This window comes from Bradyrhizobium sp. G127 (genome assembly GCF_021502575.1).
GTDB lineage: Bacteria > Pseudomonadota > Alphaproteobacteria > Rhizobiales > Xanthobacteraceae > Afipia.
On sequence record NZ_JAKFGN010000002.1, the window covers coordinates 1,035,904 to 1,052,352 of the forward strand.

At 61.2% G+C, this 16,449-nt stretch carries 16 protein-coding genes; 7 read left to right on the forward strand and 9 right to left on the reverse strand.

The window, feature by feature from the left end; genetic code table 11:
• Positions 1-158: 158 nt before the first annotated feature.
• From LVY71_RS17055 to rocF, 4 genes are all read right to left on the reverse strand, one after another.
• Positions 159-368 carry a cold-shock protein gene (locus LVY71_RS17055; RefSeq protein ID WP_235101037.1) on the reverse strand — a complete coding sequence of 70 codons (210 nt, stop codon included), beginning with the start codon at positions 366-368 and terminating at the stop codon, positions 159-161.
• A gap of 1,218 nt (positions 369-1,586) precedes the next feature.
• Positions 1,587-2,408: a TIR domain-containing protein gene (locus LVY71_RS17060; RefSeq protein WP_235101038.1), complete on the reverse strand. Its 822-nt coding sequence runs from the start codon at positions 2,406-2,408 to the stop codon at positions 1,587-1,589.
• Positions 2,408-2,623: a hypothetical protein gene (locus LVY71_RS17065; protein WP_235101039.1), complete on the reverse strand. Its 216-nt coding sequence runs from the start codon at positions 2,621-2,623 to the stop codon at positions 2,408-2,410. The genes LVY71_RS17060 and LVY71_RS17065 overlap by 1 nt, the downstream gene beginning before the upstream one ends.
• A 612-nt stretch (positions 2,624-3,235) precedes the next feature.
• Positions 3,236-4,201 (reverse strand): arginase, encoded by a 966-nt coding sequence (gene rocF / locus LVY71_RS17070; protein WP_235101040.1) that lies wholly within the window; start codon positions 4,199-4,201, stop codon positions 3,236-3,238.
• Between the two features lie 144 nt (positions 4,202-4,345).
• Here rocF and LVY71_RS17075 point away from each other — a divergent pair, with 144 nt between their 5' ends.
• Complete coding sequence (locus LVY71_RS17075) at positions 4,346-4,498, forward strand: hypothetical protein (RefSeq protein ID WP_235101041.1); 153 nt, start codon at positions 4,346-4,348, stop codon at positions 4,496-4,498.
• Between the two features lie 144 nt (positions 4,499-4,642).
• Here the strand turns inward: LVY71_RS17075 and ahcY are convergent, their stop codons facing one another.
• The 3 genes from ahcY to LVY71_RS17090 all read right to left on the reverse strand — a co-directional run bounded on the left by ahcY (position 4,643) and on the right by LVY71_RS17090 (position 8,915).
• Positions 4,643-6,079 (reverse strand): adenosylhomocysteinase, encoded by a 1,437-nt coding sequence (gene ahcY / locus LVY71_RS17080; protein WP_235101042.1) that lies wholly within the window; start codon positions 6,077-6,079, stop codon positions 4,643-4,645.
• Between the two features lie 157 nt (positions 6,080-6,236).
• Entirely contained in the window at positions 6,237-7,433 is a 1,197-nt protein-coding gene (gene metK, locus LVY71_RS17085; protein WP_235101043.1) for a methionine adenosyltransferase, read from the reverse strand.
• Positions 7,434-7,571: 138 nt separating this feature from the next.
• On the reverse strand, positions 7,572-8,915 hold the full coding sequence (locus LVY71_RS17090) for a hypothetical protein (RefSeq protein ID WP_235101044.1): 1,344 nt from the start codon (positions 8,913-8,915) through the stop codon (positions 7,572-7,574).
• A gap of 201 nt (positions 8,916-9,116) precedes the next feature.
• Between LVY71_RS17090 and LVY71_RS17095 the strand changes: the two genes are divergently transcribed.
• The gene (locus LVY71_RS17095; RefSeq protein ID WP_235101045.1) at positions 9,117-9,524 is read left to right on the forward strand and encodes an META domain-containing protein; all 408 of its coding nucleotides are present in this window, start codon (positions 9,117-9,119) and stop codon (positions 9,522-9,524) included.
• A gap of 31 nt (positions 9,525-9,555) precedes the next feature.
• Here LVY71_RS17095 and LVY71_RS17100 read toward each other — a convergent pair whose 3' ends face one another.
• Positions 9,556-11,520 (reverse strand): AI-2E family transporter, encoded by a 1,965-nt coding sequence (locus LVY71_RS17100; protein ID WP_235101046.1) that lies wholly within the window; start codon positions 11,518-11,520, stop codon positions 9,556-9,558.
• 220 nt (positions 11,521-11,740) lie between these two features.
• Here LVY71_RS17100 and LVY71_RS17105 point away from each other — a divergent pair, with 220 nt between their 5' ends.
• From LVY71_RS17105 to LVY71_RS17125, 5 genes are all read left to right on the forward strand, one after another.
• Positions 11,741-12,499 (forward strand): SDR family oxidoreductase, encoded by a 759-nt coding sequence (locus LVY71_RS17105; protein WP_235101047.1) that lies wholly within the window; start codon positions 11,741-11,743, stop codon positions 12,497-12,499.
• Positions 12,500-12,541: 42 nt separating this feature from the next.
• The gene (locus tag LVY71_RS17110; RefSeq protein WP_235101048.1) at positions 12,542-13,018 is read left to right on the forward strand and encodes a carboxymuconolactone decarboxylase family protein; all 477 of its coding nucleotides are present in this window, start codon (positions 12,542-12,544) and stop codon (positions 13,016-13,018) included.
• Entirely contained in the window at positions 13,005-13,907 is a 903-nt protein-coding gene (locus LVY71_RS17115) for a sigma-70 family RNA polymerase sigma factor (RefSeq protein WP_235101049.1), read from the forward strand. Before LVY71_RS17110 ends, LVY71_RS17115 begins: the two co-directional genes overlap by 14 nt.
• Positions 13,908-14,217: 310 nt before the next feature.
• Entirely contained in the window at positions 14,218-14,679 is a 462-nt protein-coding gene (locus LVY71_RS17120) for a hypothetical protein (RefSeq protein WP_235101050.1), read from the forward strand.
• Complete coding sequence (locus LVY71_RS17125; protein ID WP_235101051.1) at positions 14,672-15,904, forward strand: HlyD family secretion protein; 1,233 nt, start codon at positions 14,672-14,674, stop codon at positions 15,902-15,904. The genes LVY71_RS17120 and LVY71_RS17125 overlap by 8 nt, the downstream gene beginning before the upstream one ends.
• 56 nt (positions 15,905-15,960) lie before the next feature.
• Here LVY71_RS17125 and LVY71_RS17130 read toward each other — a convergent pair whose 3' ends face one another.
• Positions 15,961-16,404, reverse strand: coding sequence for a GFA family protein (locus tag LVY71_RS17130; protein ID WP_235101052.1), 444 nt, complete (start codon positions 16,402-16,404; stop codon positions 15,961-15,963).
• Positions 16,405-16,449: the final 45 nt, after the last annotated feature.

Consider the following 16,449-nt stretch of genomic DNA (forward strand, 5'->3'; position numbering starts at 1 on the left):
ATCTCTGACGGGGCTTGGTGACGTCCGTTTCAGTACATCCGTGAAACGAGCGAAAAGCTGGCGGCTATGACCGGTACATCCGCGGCAACACAGCGCCTTGCTTTTTTTCTCAGTGAAGGCCGGCGCGGCAACCGGTGTCCGGCTGCCGGCGTCAAGCCTTACAGAATCTGCAGGTTTTCTGCGCTGGTCTTGCCGCGCATCTTGTCAACCTTGGCTTCGAACGAAACCTTCTGTCCTTCGGCAAGGCCGGTCAGGCCAGCACGCTCGACAGCGCTGATGTGAACGAACACATCGGTGCCGCTGTCATCCGGCTGAATGAAACCAAAGCCCTTTTGGCCGTTGAACCACTTCACAGTACCAGTCGTCATAACAAACAATTCCTTCAGGCGCGCGTACATGCGCAATTCCGCACGACGTCGCGCGGAGCAAATCCAATCTAGCGATGTGTCTTTGGGTAAGGAGCCGGAGGGGACTTAAAAGTCCAAAGGGCGCTTTAACAAAAGCTGTGCCGCAAATCGAATGCGGGACTTTTAGCAGGTGGCCGGCCGATAGCAAGGATTCAATTGTGTTCATGTGGAGGCGCGGACCGCAGATGGACGGACGTTAACGATGTCTCTCCGTAAGCGGTGCTCTCTCCTCCGTCGCCCACACGATCTCTCTCCGCATCGTCCCCGCGCAGGCGGGGACCCATAACCACCGGCTGTGATGATGGCGAGGGAAAGCGTAACGAACTATCCCAACAATATAGATGGTTCAGGGAGTATGGGTCCCCGCCTGCGCGGGACGACACCGTGAGTGTTGCGCGCTCGTGCTCAACTCACAGATCGTCATGGCCGGGCTTGACCCGGCCATCCATCCCCTTCGAATAATGCTTCTCGTGAAGATTGATGGATCACCGGGTCAAGCCCGGTGATGACATCCTGAGGATGCTGAGGCGTCGTGCCTCCGTTCCGATTCAAATTTCAGACAGCCACGTTGATCCGGATACAGCTTCGCGATCTCGCGGCGCGATGCGCCCGAGGTGTGAGGTGGTCCGGGCCTGGGGCCTGCCCCATTCCCGGCAGACTAACGTCCCGCCCTCTTCGAGAGAGGGCGCGCGGAACGCCGGATGCTCATGCGCATCCGCAGCCCCGTGTGCAAAAGGTAAAAAGCACACGAGCGTAGTCACCACGAACACGCCGGAGACATCCGGCGTTCCGCACGCGATGGGTTACGGCTTGCTTCGTGCTCTCCCCGGTGATCGATCGCTTGATTGTCACCGTCGTCCCTGTTGAGGGTTTCCGCCTCCGGTTGGAAGCGGCTCTCCACCGGACTTGACGCCTGCGTCTCGGGCGTCAGGACCACACGACTTGGGCCGTCCGGGCAGCGTGGTCGTCAGCGCTTCATCGGCGGGTCACAACGCCCCTTGAAAACAAGGCGAAGCCCTCCTGCCTCATTCGCGCCTGACGCTGCCGCGTCCACCGCATCCCGCCCCGCGTCCGTGACGATCGCGAGCCGCCCCTCTGTGGGACGGGATAAATAGGAATATAAGCCTATATATGAAACTGTCAAGCGGAAAGCAGAGAAAATGCCCCTTAACAGAAGCATCAACGATCGAAATCACCGATTTCCTGCCAAGTCGTGCCGGTAATATCGACCTTAAACTTGAGTTTGGATTCTAGTCGATCCGCAAGACGCTTGCGATCAGCGAAAGAGTTAGAGAGGTGAACCATATGTTTGCCAGCAATATCGCTTATGTCGCGAATATCACCCACCTGAACAAGAATTGTTTTTTCGGAATGTGCGCCTAAAGCTAAGCCTGCTTCAAAAATAACATTGGGACGTGGTTGAAATCCTTTCAGATGAAGACCTTTTCGTTTGTCGCGATCACTAACGAACTTGGTTCTAATTTTTGCTTCTTCATCAGGCGAAAATAGGATCATCACACCCTGGACGCGGCCCATCGCTTGACTAATCACATCACCAACAATGGGATTTGCGCCACCTTTGGCGGCTTTAATTGCGTGATCCCATTCCATCGGTACAATGCCGATGGACGATAAGAAAGCATACATATCTCTGTTGAGCGTCGCATCACGCCCATGAACGACAAACATTGAATTGTCTTTTGTAGGCTTGGGCGCTTTTTTCGCCTTGGTGAGAGGTCTCAACGGTGCGCGATCCACAATCGTTACGGGTGGTATGCTTTCGTGGTGTCGGATAGCTGATACACCTCGAAGCTGAGCCAATTCTTCGTCCGTTGCGAAGCGATGAAGCGGCAATCTACACTGAGAAGCTAAAGATATCGCAGCAAGTTTTCTAGGAAGATGCTTAGTCGCTACCTCCTCGGATATCCTGCGATTTACCTGTCTTCGGCTAAGGCCAAGCTTATGCTCGAGGGCATCCAAAAGTTTCGTATCAACAGCCATCAGCCCTTATCTTTCTTGGGCTTACGTCCTTTTGCAACATTCGCGAAGTTCGCATTTACACCAAGAATCCCGCCGATGGCGGGCGCATCGAACCCTACACTTAAGAGACGGCGCGCAGCTTCTTCCTTATCCATGCCCTTGGTGACACCGATTGCAATTACTCTCGCGAGCTTTTCCGTCGGATCTACAATTTCACCTTTTGGCTTTTTTGCCACTCCCGCTCTCCCTTTTCTCGCGCTGCCTTTCGTTGGTCTTGACGGAGTTCGCGGTAGTGCCCAACAGCTTTGCGGCTTCGGCCGTCGGCAAACCGATGCTCTCGAGGAATTTTACCTTCGCAATAACATCAGGCACGCGCTTTGGGTCATTCTGCGCAACCTGTTGTACGCAAAGATACGCGAGAGCTTTCCCGATAACCTCCAACCATGGTGTCTCACTTTCTTGAGCCACGCTTCACCCCCTGCGCCTTCATCACGCGAACCGACTCGGCAGTGCTTCCCGCTGCACCGGCCGCATCTTTTGCGGGGACGCCTAAGCCCTGAAGGAATTTAACCTTCTTCAGCACGTTATCGACTTTGTCTGGGTTTTTCTCTGCGTACTTATCAAGGCATAAAAATGCGAGGCAATTGCCTATCACCGGCAACCACGTGTCTAAGGTCGAGTTATCTCCGGGCACTTGTTACCTCTATTGCTGGTAGTACGAATCACCTGACACAATTCACCCCCTATGAAATACAATAGGTTTATTGATTCACAAGTCAGCGGAACCGACTTTTCCCTGTGTAATTTTCAAAACTAATGAAGCTGCGCTTACAGTAGGCCAGTGAAGCCTACACCATCGCATTGGTCGGCGTCGGGCGATCCGTGGTCTGCTGACCGAACAGCGAGCCGACAAGCTCCACCACCGTGCGCGCGGTGAGACCGCGATCGTCCAGAAACGGATTGAGTTCGACCAGATCGAGCGAGCGCACCAAACCTGAGTCGTGCAGGATTTCCATCACCAGATGCGCCTCGCGATAGGTCGCGCCGCCCGGCACCGTGGTGCCGACGCCGGGCGCCGTCACCGGATCGAGAAAATCCACGTCGAGCGAGACATGCAGCACGCCGTTGTGCGCCCTCACCCGCTCGATCACCTCGCGCATCAGCACCGCGACGCCGAACTCGTCGATCCGGCGCATGTCCGCGATCCAGACGTCGCGGCGGCCAAGCAGGTCGCGCTCCAGCTTGTCCACCGAGCGCAGACCGAACAGGTTCAACTGCGCTGACGGAATCGAGGCGCGCGGATCGCCCGCCAGCAGATCGTCGAGGCCGTCCTCGCCGCACAGGAACGCACCCGACATGCCGTGCATGTTGCCGGTGATCGTGGTCGCCGGCGTGTTGTAGTCGGCGTGCGCGTCGAGCCACAGCACGAACAGCTTGCGCCCCTGCTCCTGCCAGTAGCGCGCGACGCCGTTGACCGTGCCCATCGACAGCGAATGATCGCCGCCGAGAAACACCGGCAGCGCACCGGAGCGCGCCATCGCATAGGCGCGTTCGCTCGCAGCGCGAATCCAGCCCTGGATTTCGCGGTAGTGCTTCGTGTTCGCGGGCTCCGCGCCGTCGATGAAGGTGAGGTCCCGGCGCAGCAGGTCGCCGTGATCCTCCACCGTAAAGCCGAGGCCTTCGAGCAGCACGGAAAGGCCCGCGGTGCGCAGCGCCGCCGGTCCCATCAGCGCGCCCTTCTGCGATGCGCCGACCTCGATCGGCACGCCGAGCAGCGCGACGGTGGTCGGATATGAGTTTGAGCCAACGGTCACGAACAACCTCATGGGTCAGCGGATGAACAGGAACCTGCCGCCATCTTATCGGGATTCGCGCATGGCGATACGCGGACACGGGACCGCATGGCGAGGAACCTAACGGCGTCGTGACCGTTGCCGCTCTTTCAGGAGGAGGTTCTGATGGCTGACGGCGGAAGTGGCGGAATTGGTTTGCTGGGCGTGATCGTGGGCGCCGCGATCGTTCTTGGCGTTGGTTTCTTTTTTCTGCAGGGCGGAATGAAGGGCAAAAGCTCCGGGCCCAGCGTGACCATTACGGCTCCGGCCAGCAAGTAACAAAAGCAAAAGCCCCGGATCGCTCCGGGGCTTTTGTTTGCCTCTGGGCGTCATACGCGGGCTTGACCCGCGTATCCATCTTGAAGAACGCTTTTGCGAAGCAGATGGATTGCCGGGTCAAGCCCGGCAATGACAATTATGTTCTCAATACCGGTAGTGATCGCTCTTGAACGGGCCTTCCTGCTTCACGCCGATATAGTCGGCCTGGTCCTTGCGCAATTCGGTGAGCTTGACGCCGATCTTGGCCAGGTGGAGGCGCGCGACCTTCTCGTCGAGCGACTTCGGCAGCACGTAGACTTCCTTCTTGTACTTGCCGTCCTTGTTGTTGGCGTAGAGTTCGATCTGCGCCAGCGTCTGGTTGGTGAACGAAGCGCTCATAACGAAGCTCGGATGGCCCATCGCGTTGCCGAGGTTCACGAGGCGGCCTTCCGACAGCAGGATGATGCGCTTGCCGGACGCCAGTTCAATCTCGTCGACCTGCGGCTTGATGTTGGTCCACTTGAAGTTCTTCAGCTGCGCGACCTGAATTTCGTTGTCGAAATGGCCGATGTTGCAGACGATGGCGCGATCCTTCATCCCGCGCATATGGTCGAGCGTGATGATGTCCTTGTTGCCGGTGGCGGTGACATAGATGTCCGCGCGCGGCAGCGCGTCCTCGATGGTCACCACCTCGTAGCCTTCCATCGCCGCCTGCAATGCGCAGATCGGATCGACTTCCGACACCAGCACGCGGCAGCCGGCCTGGCGCAATGACGCCGCCGACCCCTTGCCGACGTCGCCGAAGCCCGCGACGAACGCGACCTTGCCCGACATCATGACGTCGGTGCCGCGGCGGATGCCATCGACCAGCGATTCACGGCAGCCGTAGAGGTTGTCGAACTTCGACTTGGTGACCGAGTCGTTGACGTTGATGGCGGGCCACAGCAGCGTGCCGGCTTTCTGCATGTCGTACAGGCGATGCACGCCCGTGGTGGTTTCTTCCGACACGCCCTTGATGCTCTTGGCGATCTCGGCGAAGTAGCCCTTGGGCTTTTCCTTGAGCTGCTTCTTCAGCAGCGCGAAGAACACTTCCTCTTCCTCGGACTGCGGCTTGTCGAGAAACGCGGTGTCGCCGTTCTCGGCGCGCAGGCCGAGGTGGACGTACATGGTGGCGTCGCCGCCGTCATCGAGGATCATGTTTGGATAGCCGCCGCCGTGCCAGTCGAACAGCTTGGCGGTGTAGTCCCAGTAGTCCTTCAGCGTCTCGCCCTTCACGGCGAACACCGGAATGCCGGCGGCGGCGATCGCCGCGGCGGCGTGGTCCTGCGTCGAGTAGATGTTGCACGACACCCAGCGGATGTCGGCGCCGAGCGCGGCCAGCGTCTCGATCAGCACGCCGGTCTGGATCGTCATGTGGAGCGAGCCCGCGATGCGCGCGCCCTTCAACGGCTGCTTCGGACCGTATTCCTCGCGCGTGGCCATCAGGCCCGGCATTTCGGTTTCGGCCAGCGAGAGTTCCTTGCGGCCGAATTCGGCAAGGCCGATGTCGGCGACGATGTAGTCCTTGAAGCCTGCGGGCGGCTTTGCGGTGGCGGTGGTCATGTCGCTATCCTTGCTTCGAGGCGGGCCAATGCAATCGCACGATCCGCTGTTTTGATGTCGTCATGCCCGGCCTTGTGCCGGGCATCCACGCCTTCTGAATGTTTCGCCAAGACGTAGATGGCCGGGACAAGCCCGGCCATGACGCCGTAGTTGTTACTTACACCGCCTTCTTCAGCGTGTCGGCGAGATCGGTCTTTTCCCACGAGAAGCCGCCTTCGGCGTCCGGCGTGCGGCCGAAGTGACCATAAGCGGAGGTACGCGCGTAGATCGGCTTGTTGAGGTCGAGATGCTTGCGGATGCCGCGCGGCGTCAGATCCATCGAGTCCGCGATGGCCTTCTCCAGCTTGTCTTCGCTGACCTTGCCGGTGCCGTGGGTATCGACATAGATCGACAGCGGACGCGCCACGCCGATGGCGTAGGCGAGCTGCAACGTGCACTTGTCGGCAAGCCCGGCCGCGACGACGTTCTTGGCGACGTAGCGCGCCGCGTAAGCCGCCGAGCGGTCGACCTTGGTGGAGTCCTTGCCGGAGAACGCGCCGCCACCATGCGGGGCCGCGCCGCCGTAGGTGTCGACGATGATCTTGCGGCCGGTGAGGCCGGCGTCGCCATCGGGGCCGCCGATGAAGAACTTGCCCGTCGGGTTGATGTGCCAGATGGTCTTGCCGTTGATCCAGCCTTCCGGCAGCGCCTTGCGCACGTAGGGCTCGACGATGTCGCGGACCTGGTTCGACGACAGATCCTCGACCAGATGCTGATGCGAGACCACGATCTCGCGCACACCGACCGGCTTGCCGTTTTCATACTGCACGGTGACCTGGCTCTTGGAGTCAGGGCCGAGCACCTTCTCGACGCCGGAGTGACGGGCTTCCGAAATCAGCCGCAGGATCTTGTGCGCGTAGTGCAGCGGCGCCGGCATCAGCTCAGGCGTCTCGTTGGTGGCGTAACCGAACATGATGCCCTGATCGCCCGCACCCTCTTCCTTGTTGGTGCCGGGCTGCAAGGCGTCAACGCCCTGCGCGATGTCGGCCGACTGCGGATGCAGCAGGATTTCGATGTCGCAGGTCTTCCAGTGGAAGCCTTCCTGCTCGTAGCCGATGTCCTTGATCGCGGCGCGCACGGTGGCTTCGATGTGATCGTTGGTGACGGTCTTCGGTCCGCGCGTCTCGCCCGCGATCACGACCTTGTTGGTGGTGGCGAGCGTTTCGCACGCCGCGCGGATCGCCCATGGGTCGATTCCCGCCTTGGGTCCTTCGCGGAAAAACAGATCGACGATCTCGTCCGAAATCCGGTCGCAAACCTTGTCCGGATGCCCCTCAGAAACCGATTCACTCGTGAACAGATAAGACGCGCGCATCAACCAATCCCTTCCAGATGGGCCGCGGTCGGCCCGTTTTGAATTTCCAACCCCGGCCGAGAACCAGGGTTCGTCTTAGTGCCGTGTTTTCTTGATGCGAACCGGTGTCCACTTCGCTCGAAAACACTATGAATCATTTCAATCTCGGCGCCGCGAAATGACGTAGGACTCGTCGTAGAACCAGAGACCGTTATGCCTGCGCAGCACGTCCCTGGTGGCGTCGAGATACCGGCCGCTTTGCGTGACTTCGTCCAGGCGGTCGTCTTCGACCTGAGCGACATACACCGCCGCGTTCCACGCTGCAAAGGCCGTCGAGGTCCCGATCGGCCCCGTGACCTCGTTTGGTAAAGCTTCCATATCGTATCGGAAGATCGAGCGGTTATCCGCATAGGCATTAAAGTTAAGATCGCGCCCGGCCGATCCCAGCTCGTATTTCACGGCGCGGAGTAGCTCATGGCGGCTGACCGCGAAAGGATTTTCTCCCGGCCAAACCGACTGCACAATCTCCATCCCGGGATCGTGGCCGTAGGAGTGAATCCCGATCAGCCGTCCGCCAGCGCGCAGCGCGCGGGCCAGAGGCGCGACGATCTTCTTGGCGCGGAAATTCAGCGACGATCTGGCGCGGTACGGCTGGGAGGCGATCACCAGATCGAAATTGGCCTCGACCCGCCCGGCTCTTGGAATCATGGCATCGAGCAGGAACCGGTGATCCTCCCGGTAGATCACCAGCGCGATGGGGCGCTCATAGACCGGCATGCCGGAGCGTGCGCTGACAGCGGCGCGCCAGTTTTCCTCTAAAAACGGCTGTAAATCCGCGATCTGGGTCTCGAATTCGCCCGACGAGGAACCGCGCAGGGCAACCTCGCGCCAGATCATGCCGGCGGCAGCGGTCGGCGATTTCGGCGCCAGCCACGGTGCCTCGGCGTAATTCATGTTGGTGAGGACGAACACGGTCGCCGGATGCTCGAACAGCCGGTCCGGCACCTTGTTCAGGGTCAGCCGCACGTCCTCGAGGCTGATTTCCTTGCCGGCGATATAGAACGGCATGTTGGGGAAACGGCTGTGCATCGCGCGCATCACCCGCGCCAGCACAGTGCCATCGCCCACGCCAGCGTCGAAAACACGCAATGCGGGCGGACGCGGATGGATACTCCCCAACTCCAGCGCCACCCGATCGGCGATCACGCGTTTCTCGGAGCAGGTATGGACGAACAGCAGGTATTTCTGCCGGTTCTCGAAAAAACGGAAATTGCCGGTGGGATCGCGCTTTTCGATCGGCGCTTCAGGCACGGTGACGACCGGAACGCCATCCCCGAGAAAAGCCCGAATGCGCTCCAGCGTATCAACGGTAATGCGCTTGCCCTCGCGCAGCCGGTGCACCAGCTTGCCGTCGTTGACCGCGCGGCGGCCGAACGTCGATTCCGCCATACCGGCCTGGCGGCAGTATTCGGAGATCTGGGCCAGGAGCTGGTCGTTTTTCATCAGACCGGTGGGCAGGGTTCGGGTGGGCTGAAATTTGTGGGCAGAATTATTTTGTGAGATACTCCCTACCATCATCTGCCCACGATTGAAACTGGGCTTGCGGGGGAATCCGGCTATAAATTTGGCCGCATCGCGACCCACTGAGACGGGGATACGTGTCCTCCGTGGATGGGTTTTCCCACTGTTTGAAGCACAGGCATCATGCGCATCAGATTAGCCACCTCGGCCCTTCTCATATCGCTGCTGACGGTCGGCGCACTCGCCGGCCCGGTAACGCCGGCAGGCAAGTGGCTGGCGGAAGACATCGATGGCGGCGGCGTGATCGACCGGCTGCAAACGACGCTGGAAATCCGCGACGACGGTATCGTCACCGGCATGGGCGGCTGCAACCGCTACGCGGGATCGGCGACTTTCGACGCCACCGCGATCAAGTTTCTGCCGATGGCCAGCACGCGGATGGCGTGCTCGGCCGCCGTGATGCGGCAGGAGTCCAGATTTCACGCCACGCTGGAAAAGATCCGATCGTGGCGCGTCGACACGCAGAAGGGCAAGCTCGTGCTGCTCGACAAGGGTGGATTCGACGTGATGGTTCTCGCCAGCATGAAATAGGCGAGCGGTCGCGGCTCGCGCGCGGCTTCCGCTATCCGACGACGCGCAGGGCGGCGTCACGGAGCGGCAATATCCCGTCACCCTCCTTCGGCTGCGCCGGCTGAGCAAGGTTCAGGCAATATTGCGCGGCCGCACTGAGGCTCGTCGCAATGGCGTCCGCCTTGCCCGCGTTTTTCGTCACCGCGTCATTTTCCGCCATCCAGTGACAGACGAGAATTTTCGCCTGCGGGATCTTGCGGCGCAGTTTGCGCACGACGTGGCGGGTATAGGCCGGGCTTGCATCGTCGAGCGCCGACACGCAGACCAATGCGACGCCTTCGCCGTCCAGACGAAAGATTCCCGCGCTGGAGACATCTTCCTTCTTCGCGACGCGCGCGCCCAACCCGTGCTTGGAGAGAATTTGCGCAAGGATCAGTGCCGCCGCCTCGTCAAGATCGCTGCGTTCGGCCACGCACAGCACCGGCTGCTCCGCCTGCCATTCGGGCGGCAGGCCCTCCCGGATCAGGAACGGCAGTTCGGGCATCGGGACAATACTGGCATTGATTGCGGCTTCGGTCTCCGTGTCATTGCTGTCGCCATCCCGCGCATCATCATCCTGATCCGCGAGATCGTCGATCAATTCGACAACGCTGTCGCGGATCTCGGCAAGACGCGTGATGGGCAGGCGGTCGCGCTTCATGTCGTCGTGCGCAAGCTTCAGGCCCTTGAGCGCGACCTTTTCATAATAGTCGGAGAGCGTGCGCTCCTTGAGATATTCCTCGGCCTTCTCGACAGCTTCGCCGGGATCGTCGGCAAGCATGCGCTGATAGAAAATCTCCGGAGGCGACAGCGCGGGACGATCGCCCAGCAGGATGTCGAAGAACTTCAAGCGCTCCACATGACGGCCGAGCACGACGAGACACACGGTCAGCGGCGTCGCGACCACCAGCCCGATCGGCCCCCAGAGCGCGGTCCAGAACGTCGCCGACACCACCACCGCGAAAGGAGAGAGACCGCTGCTGTGACCGAACAGCATCGGCTCGATGGCATGACCGACCAGGAGTTCGGTGATCAGAATGAGCGCCGCGGTCCATGCCAGCATCGACCAGCCTGGGTCGACGGCAATTGCAAGCGTGAGCGGAAAAAACGCCGCGACGAACGCACCGATATAAGGCACAAAGCGCATGATGCCGGCGAGAATGCCCCACAGGATCGCGCTCGGCACGCCGATCATCCATAGCCCAAGTCCGATCACCAGGCCGAAAGCCGCGTTCAATCCCAGTTGCGACAGGAACAGGCGGCTCAGGCGGCTCGCGGCGTCGTCTATGGCCGACGTCGCTTTTTGCAGATCGTTCGATCCCGCAAGCTTGATCAGGCGATTGCGCAAATCCTCGCGCTGAAAAAGAATGAAGACGACGAAGATGACGACCACGCCCACTGTCGCCAGCGGATGCAGCAGTGGCGCGATCAGCGACGACACATTCTCCAGCGCGGTGGGCGGCGGCGACCTGACCTCGACGGGGATGGGATGCGTCTGCTGTTCGGGCGCAGGCGCGAGGGAGACGTCGGTCTCCTTCTCCGCGTTGTTCTCCGGCTTGTTCAATTCCTTGCCGAGGCTTTGAAGAACCTGGGCCGCCCGCTCCAGCGGACCGGCCGTGGTCGCGCTTTTCAGCGACGAAATCTTCTGGCGCATGGTTTGCTGATAGGTCGGCAGCTTCTCCGCGAGCTGGGTGATCTGGGTGGCGATGAGGCTGCCGAGGCCGAACAGGACCAGAAACGCCACGACCACCACCAGCGGCACGGCAACCGCGCGGGGCAGCCGCCACCGCTCAAGAAGGTCCACGGGCGGCGCGAGAACGAAACTCAACAGAATGGCCAGCGCGATGGGGACGAAGATTTCCCGCCCTACATAAAGGCCCGTAATGACGAGCGCGGCGATAATGGCCACAGGGAGTGCGGCTCCCGTTCCCGGCGCGGACGGGATGGACTTTGCGGTCGCCGTCTGGTCGATCTTCACAAATGTGCCCCTGATAACGGTCTTCCCCCGAGATCCAACGTCAACCGGCCGCCATCGTTCCCGTCCGCTCCCGGTCTCCTGACGTCCAAAAAAACTTCCGGGCGATGTCACATCCCGCCCCGGCCGCCTCGTCTTGACAGCGAACTTGCAAGGCGGGCCTCATCGAACGCCTTGCCTGCATTCGGAAGCGCCGCAACGCGGCATGAACATGGAGGCCATCATGAAGATCGTCGTTATTGGAGGCTCGGGCCTCATCGGATCGAAAGTCGTTGCCGGGTTGCGTCAGCGCGGCCATGAGGTTCTGGCGGCCTCGCCGTCCACCGGCGTCAACACCGTCACGGGCGAAGGACTGAAAGACGCATTTGCAGGCGCGCAGGTCGTGATCGACGTGGCGAACTCGCCGTCGTTTGAAACGGCAGCGGCGATGGCCTTCTTTGAGGCGGCGGGACACAACATCTTCGCGGCGGAAAAAGCCGCAGGCGTAAAGCATCACGTCGCGTTGTCGGTGGTCGGCACCGAGCGCCTGCTCGAGTTCGGCTATTTCGGCGCCAAGCTGGCGCAAGAACGCGCCATTGAGAATTCCGGCCAGCCCTACACCATCGTCCGCGCCACACAGTTCTTCGAATTCGTCGGCGGCATCGCACAGGAAGCAACCAAGGGAGATACCGTCCGCGTCTCGTCCGCGCGAATCCAGCCGATGGCGGCCGATGATGTCGCCGCCGCGGTGGTGGATGCCGCTCTCGCGGGGCCCGTGAATGGAATGATCGAAATTGCCGGACCGGAATCGTTCCAGATGGATCAGTTGATCCGGACCTATCTCGCCGTCCGGAACGACCGCAAGGAGGTGATCACCGATCCCGAAGCGCGCTACTTCGGCATCAGGCTCGATGACCGCTCGCTGACGCCGGACGTCGGCGCACGCCTCGGCACCATCACATTCGATGAATGGCTGCGCGGCCAACCGGCCGCCGCCGCGTGATCGATCACGAACCTCAACACACCAACCCAGATGGAGACACCGATGATCCCCCGATTGGAAAACCCGCACAAGCTGGCCCCCGACGCGGTCAAGGCCATGATGGCGCTCGAAGCTGCCATCAAGAAGAGCGGCCTCGAGCACAACCTGATCGAACTCGTCAAAATGCGCGCTTCGCAGATCAACGGCTGCGCCTTCTGCATCCACATGCATGCGACCGACGCGCGCAAGGGCGGTGAAAGCGAAATGAGGCTTTACATGCTGAACGCTTGGCGCGAGTCTCCGCTCTACAGCAATCGGGAGCGCGCGGCGCTGGCCTGGACGGAAGCCCTGACGCTGCTGGCCGCAACCGGCGCACCGGACAGCGATTACGCATTGCTGAAGAGCGAATTCAACGAGAGCGAACAGGTCAACCTGACCATGCTGATCGGCGCCATCAACGTCTGGAATCGTCTGCAGGTCGGCTTCCGCGCGCTCCATCCCGTGGACAAGGCGCAGGACAAGGCCGATGCCGCTGCCTGACGACAGCACCCGGATATTCGAGACGCACCGGCCGCGGCTGGTGCGTCTCGCCTATCGCATGCTGGGCTCGGTGGCCGAAGCCGAGGACGTCGTGCAGGACGCGTGGCTGCGCTGGCAACAGGTCGATCTCGCCAGGGTCGATTCCCCGAGCGCCTTTCTTTCCCGCATCGTCACCAGACTGTGCCTCGACGTGATGAAGTCCGCGCGGTCACGCCGCGAAACCTATGTCGGATCGTGGCTGCCGGAGCCGATGATCGAGGAGTCGGACGAGATGGATCAGGACGACCTCACGCTGACGCTGATGCTTGCGCTGGAACGGCTGTCGCCGCTGGAGCGCGCCGCCTTCCTGCTGCACGATGTGTTCGGCGTGCCGCTCGATGAAGTCGCGGTGACGGTCGAGCGCGATCCCGCCGCTGTCCGCCAGCTCGCCGCCCGCGCACGCAAGCATGTGCAGGAGGCGCGGCCGCGCTATACCGTCGCGCGCGACGAAGGCAGCCGTATCGCCGAAGCCTTCTTCATCGCCTCGCGCAGCGGCGACACCAATGCCTTGCGCGCGATCCTCGCGCAGAATGTCGTGATCCGCTCCGACGGCGGCGGCAAGGTCATCGCCTTCCGCAATCCGATCATCGGACTGGAGCGCGCGCTGCGTCTGTACCAAGGCCTCACCCGCAAGCTGCGGATGCGGCCAGCGGCGGACCTGTTCCAGCCGATGCGGATCGACGGACTGCCGGGCTATGTCAGCTACGAGCGCGACAATGTATTTCAGACCACGGCGTTCGCGATCGAGGACGGCAAGATCACCGAGATCTATATCACCCGCAATCCCGACAAGCTGCGCCATGTCGCGGCGGCGCTGACCATCCCCGGAGCGGCGGGAACACGTCATTAATGGCGGCTCGCCGGCAAAGGCGAAATGGTGACGGACTTCGCTGCAAAGGGCGCAATGGTGACGGCAATCCGGCGCGCAGCCCACAGCCGAGATGCCACGCCCGGCACATCATCGCCGATGCCCATTGCCGGCAGATGAACAAGTTCAGGCCGTGGGACGGCAAACGGCTCTCCAGATCAATCTGTGTCCTCTGACCAGCGCAGCCGATCTTGCGCTTGCCAAGTTGCCGCCGTGTGCAAAGATCGAACCATTGCCGATTGACTGACCGAAAATTTGTTCACTGCACCATTGTCTCGGAATGGAGGCTGCTTTGAGCGAGTCACTTCATCCGGCCGCCCCTCATCATCTCCCTGGCTTTATCACCGCGCCCGGTGACACCGACATTCTGATGGTGGCCGTGGGCGTCATTCTCGTGGCGGCCATTTTGTTCGTCGGCAACATCTATCTTCAGATCCATTCGCTGCCGGAGCGCATGGCGCACAAGTCGCAGAAGCTGCAGTTCGAGATCGTCGCGGTGCTCTGTCTGCTCGCGCTGTTTACGCACAATCATCTGTTCTGGGTGATCGGGCTGTTTCTCGCGATGGTCGACCTGCCCGATTTCAGCACGCCGCTGCGCAGCATTGCGGGCTCGGTGCAGAAGATGGCCGGCATTCCGCCCGCCCCCGATCCATCCGAGCCGCCGGTGCAGGCGTCGACGCACGCCGCTCCCGCCGATGTATCCGACACAATGAAAACTCCCGTCGGCAAGACCGAGGTGCAGGGTCATGCTTGAACTGATCCTCTGCTCGCTTTTGACGGTGTTTCCCGACTATCTCTACCGCCGCTATGCGCAGGGAAAGCGGTTCGGCAAGGAGATCACGCTGTTCTCGGTCTGGTATGAACTGCGATGGGGCATCACCGCCTGCGTGATGCTGACGGTCGCCCTGATCACCGTGATCTTCTATTTCCACCCGTCCACGACCAGCGCGACGCTGTACTACAGAACCGTTCCGATCGTGCCGGAGACCATTGGACGCGTATCGCAGGTTCACGCGGATTTCAGCGCCCCCGTCAAACAGGGCGACGTCCTCTTCAAGCTGGACAGCGCAAAGCAGGAAGCTGCACTCGAAACCGCACGGCGCAAGATCGCCGAGATCGACGCGGCCTTGGTGGCGGCGCAGGCGGATGTTTTGAAAGCCGACGCGCAGATTCAGGAAGCCAAAAGTTCACTGCAACAGGCCTCCGATGAACTCGACGTCAAGCGCGACCTGCAAAAGCGCAATCCCGGCATCGTCCCGCAGCGCGACATCGAAAAGCTGGACGTGATCCTGACCGGACGACAGGGCACGCTCGATGCCGTCACCGCCTCGAAGCAATCGGTGATGGCCCGCGTCAATTCCCTGCTGCCAGCGGAGAAGGCCAGCGCGCAGGCGGCGCTTGCCGAAGCTCAGGTGGATCTGGACAAGACCTCGATCCGCGCCGGCGTCGCCGGCCGTGTCGAACAGTTCACGTTGCGGCCGGGCGATGTCGTCAATCCGATGATGCGATCGGCCGGCGTCCTGATTCCGGAAGGCGCAGGCCGGCGCGCGCTGGCTGCCGGGTTCGGCCAGATCGAAGCGCAGGTCATGAAGGTCGGGATGGTGGCCGAGGCCACCTGCATCTCGAAGCCGTGGACCGTGATCCCGATGGTGATCACGAGCGTGCAGGACTACATCGCGGCAGGCCAGTTCCGCGGCGGCGAACAACTGCTCGAAGCCCAGCAGACGTTGAGGCCGGGTTCAATTCTCGTCTTCATGGAGCCGATCTATCAGGGCGGGCTCGAGGGCGTCACCCCTGGCAGCAGTTGCATCGCCAACGCCTACACCAGCAACCACGACGTGATCGCCGCAAAGGAGACCGGCACATCGAAACGCATCTGGCTGCACGCCGTGGATGCCGTCGGCATCGTGCATGCGATGCTGCTGCGGATTCAGGCGCTGCTGCTTCCAGTCAAGACGCTGGTGATGAGCGGGCACTAGGCTGGGAATCGAGACGGCAACGATTGAGTCGAAGGTCGAGGCGGTCTGCTTCAACGTTAGTCGTGCAGCGACACTTCGTCAGCCGGGATGAAGCGAAGCGTGCCCGCCTGACGCGTCGGCTGGCCGGTGTCGTTCGTATGATTGACGCCGTCCATGACCGGCACCTCGGGAAAATCGAACGGGCTTATCCCGTCCAGACACGCCACGTTGACGGCATACAGATTCTGGTTAGATCGCCGTTGATGATGCGTATATATTCCACAGCGAGAACAGAAGAAGTGCTGCACCGATCCGGTATGGAAGCGGTACGTTGTCAGCACATCCTCGCCCTGCAGGATCTTGATCCCGCCCATTTCCGCCATGACGACGACGGCGCCTCGCATCCGGCAGTAAGAGCAGGTGCAGCGCCGGATCGAACTGAAGCCGTCACTGAGTGTCGCCTCGAAACGCACTGCGCCGCAATGGCACCGGCCAGCGGCCACGTTCGTGTCGCACAACATGTTGCCTGCGTCTCCTGTTCGGGTGACTTCTACCCCTGGAAATGC

Bases quoted from the DNA above. Each gene is read 5' to 3' on its own strand.
- LVY71_RS17110 (WP_235101048.1), top strand. From the start codon at position 12,542: ATGATCCCCCGATTGGAAAACCCGCACAAGCTGGCCCCCGACGCGGTC.
- LVY71_RS17115 (WP_235101049.1), top strand. From the start codon at position 13,005: ATGCCGCTGCCTGACGACAGCACCCGGATATTCGAGACGCACCGGCCG.
- LVY71_RS17105 (WP_235101047.1), top strand. From the start codon at position 11,741: ATGAAGATCGTCGTTATTGGAGGCTCGGGCCTCATCGGATCGAAAGTC.
- LVY71_RS17125 (WP_235101051.1), top strand. From the start codon at position 14,672: ATGCTTGAACTGATCCTCTGCTCGCTTTTGACGGTGTTTCCCGACTAT.
- metK (WP_235101043.1), bottom strand. From the start codon at position 7,433: ATGCGCGCGTCTTATCTGTTCACGAGTGAATCGGTTTCTGAGGGGCAT.
- LVY71_RS17060 (WP_235101038.1), bottom strand. From the start codon at position 2,408: ATGGCTGTTGATACGAAACTTTTGGATGCCCTCGAGCATAAGCTTGGC.
- LVY71_RS17055 (WP_235101037.1), bottom strand. From the start codon at position 368: ATGACGACTGGTACTGTGAAGTGGTTCAACGGCCAAAAGGGCTTTGGT.
- ahcY (WP_235101042.1), bottom strand. From the start codon at position 6,079: ATGACCACCGCCACCGCAAAGCCGCCCGCAGGCTTCAAGGACTACATC.
- LVY71_RS17130 (WP_235101052.1), bottom strand. From the start codon at position 16,404: ATGTTGTGCGACACGAACGTGGCCGCTGGCCGGTGCCATTGCGGCGCA.
- LVY71_RS17075 (WP_235101041.1), top strand. From the start codon at position 4,346: ATGGCTGACGGCGGAAGTGGCGGAATTGGTTTGCTGGGCGTGATCGTG.
- LVY71_RS17090 (WP_235101044.1), bottom strand. From the start codon at position 8,915: ATGAAAAACGACCAGCTCCTGGCCCAGATCTCCGAATACTGCCGCCAG.
- LVY71_RS17095 (WP_235101045.1), top strand. From the start codon at position 9,117: ATGCGCATCAGATTAGCCACCTCGGCCCTTCTCATATCGCTGCTGACG.